The organism is Streptomyces sp. NPDC001599 (assembly GCF_042893535.1).
Lineage (GTDB): Bacteria > Actinomycetota > Actinomycetes > Streptomycetales > Streptomycetaceae > Streptomyces.
On the sequence record NZ_JBIAVA010000035.1, the window covers coordinates 1 to 2,804 of the forward strand.

2 protein-coding genes are annotated in these 2,804 nt (G+C 67.6%); both read left to right on the forward strand.

Annotated features, from left to right (window positions below):
• Positions 1-1,225: pullulanase-associated domain-containing protein (locus ACFYZ3_RS38400; RefSeq protein ID WP_388528034.1), on the forward strand; the 1,225-nt coding region annotated here is incomplete at its 5' end.
• On the forward strand, positions 1,222-2,804 hold a 1,583-nt coding region (locus ACFYZ3_RS38405; RefSeq protein WP_388528037.1), incomplete at its 3' end, for an alpha-amylase family glycosyl hydrolase. The genes ACFYZ3_RS38400 and ACFYZ3_RS38405, both read left to right, overlap by 4 nt.

Sequence of the window (2,804 nt, forward strand, 5' to 3'; positions counted from 1 at the left end):
GCGGGTCGTCCTGGCCGCCCAGGTGGGCAACGGCAGATGGCAGACTCTCGGTTCCGCCGACCACGCTCCGTACAAGTTCACGCAGAAGATCCCCGGCTCGGTGGCAGCCGGGACGTCTCTTCGCTACAAGGCCGTGGTGGTCGACCGTGCCGGCCGCACCGCGAGCACACTCGCAGACACCGTGACGGGGCAGCCACCGACGCCGAAGAAGCCGACGGCCGAACGCCGCCACGTCGTCGTGCACTACCACCGCGCCGACGGCGACTACACCGGCCTGACGCTGCACACCGCGAACGGGACCACCGCCGACTTCTCGGGACGGGACGCCTACGGAGCGTTCGCATGGCTCAGCCCCGCGGAGGGGACCGGGAAGATCCGATTCACGGTCGAGCGTGACGGTAAACCCGAAGGCGCCGAGCGTGTCGTGGACGTCGCCGCGGCCGGTGAGGTATGGACGAAGGAGAACGCGGACCTCGTGGACGCCGTCCGTCCCGCGGACGCCTATCCACCTCAGGACACGACGAAGGCCGTCCTCCACTACCACCGTCCGGACGGCGACTACGCCGGCTGGGGCTTGCACACCTGGACCGGAGCCGCGAACCCGTCCGAGTGGAACGAACCGATCCAGCCGGTACGCCGCGACGCCTACGGTCTCGTATTCGAAGTGCCTCTCAAAGCGGGTGCGCCTTCCCTGAGCTACGTCTTCCACAAGAAGGAAGAAAAGGACGTCCCGGCCGACGAGGCACTTGTCTTCTCCTTGTACGGCCACGAGGTGTGGCGCGTCGCGGGCGAGGCGCCCTATCTGACGCCGTCCCTCGGCGGTGCCTTCCCGATGGATCTCGATCCCGCGGCCTCCGCGGCCACTTGGATCGACGAGAACACCGTCGTGTGGCACGGCACCGGCACGGGCGTCGCCGCCCAGCAACTCGTCTACGCCGCGGACGGGGGTCTGACTCTGCGGGACGGCGTCCTGTCCGACGAAGGGCAGTGGCTACGTCTCGTCCCCACCGAGCTGAGCGCGGCTCAGCAGGCGGCGCACCCCGAACTCGCCGACACCACGGCGTTCTCCATCGACCCGCGCGACCGCGACCGCATCCCCGAAGCACGCCGGGCCAAGCAGCTCATCGCCACCCAACGTTCCGACAACGGAGCTCTGTTGGGTGCAACGAGCGTGACAGCACTGTTCTCCACGCCCCAGCAGGTCCAGAAGGGTTCGACCAGGTGAACCGCAGACATGGCGCGCACGGCGCCTCACGGAAGGCGGCCGCCGCAGCGGTCGCGGCGGCGCTGCTCGGCGCAGCGCTGCACACTGCCACGCCGGCTTCGGCGGCCCCGACACCGCCCAAGCCGCCCTCCGACGCGAAACTGGCCGCGGAGCCCGCACGCCATGATGTGACCCGCGAACAGTTCTACTTCGTCCTGCCCGACCGGTTCGCGAACGGGGACCGGTCCAACGACAGGGGAGGTCTCACCGGCAGCCGCTCGGTGACCGGATTCGACCCCACGGACAAGGGCTTCTACCAGGGCGGCGACCTCAAGGGCCTGACCCGGAAGCTCGACTACATCAAGGGCCTGGGCACCACCGCGATATGGATGGCGCCGATCTTCAAGAACAAACCGGTCCAGGGCAACGGCGAGAGCGCCGGATATCACGGCTACTGGATCACCGACTTCACCCGGGTCGACCCGCACTTCGGCACCAATCAGGACCTGAAGAACCTCGTCTCCAAGGCCCATGCCAAGGGTATGAAGGTCTACTTCGACGTCATCACCAACCACACCGCCGACGTCCTCACCAACACCGAGAAGAAGTACGGCTACCGGAGCAAGGGCGCCTACCCCTACCTCGACACCGAGGGCCGTCCGTTCGACGACACCGAGGAGACCGACCGCAAGGTCGACGAGGACTCGTTCCCCTACACGCCCCAGATCCCGGCTGCGGAGAAGACGGCCAAAGTCCCGGCGTGGCTGAACGACCCGACGATGTACCACAACCGCGGCGACTCCACCTTCGTCGGCGAGAGCGGCCTCTACGGCGACCACACCGGCCTGGACGATCTGTGGACCGAGCGGCCCGAGGTCGTCGAGGGCATGGAGAAGATCTACGAGAGGTGGGTCAAGGACTTCGACATCGACGGCTTCCGCGTGGACACCGTCCGCAACGTCGACATGAAGTTCTGGACGCAGTGGGCCACGGCCCTCGACGCCTACGCCGCCAAGCGGGGCCGGGACGACTTCTTCATCTTCGGTGAGACGCTCTCCGCCGACCCGTCCGTCATCGCCCCGTACGTGACCGAGGGCCGCCTCGACGCGACGCTCGACTTCCCGCTCCAGAACGCCATCCGCGGCTACGCCTCGCAGGGCAAGCCGGCCTCCGGCCTGTCGGACGTCTTCGCTCAGGACTACCGGTACACCACGGACAAGGCCAACGCATACAACGAGGTCACGTTTCTCGGCAATCACGACATGGGCCGTATCGGCTTCTTCCTGAAGTCCGATCACCCGGGGGCCGGGGACGCGGAACTGTTGCGGCGGGACCGGCTGGCGCACGAGTTGATGTTCCTGTCGCGGGGCAACCCGGTGATCTACTCCGGCGACGAGCAGGGCTTCACCGGCGCCGGCGGGGACAAGGACGCCCGCCAGACGATGTTCGCGTCGAAGGTGGCGGACTACCTGGACGACGACGAGATCGGCACCAAGCGCACCCACGCGAGTGACGCGTATGACGTGCGGCATCCGCTGTACCGGTCGATCGCGGCGTTGTCGAAGCTGCGCAAGGCGAATCCGGCGTTGGCGGACGGGGT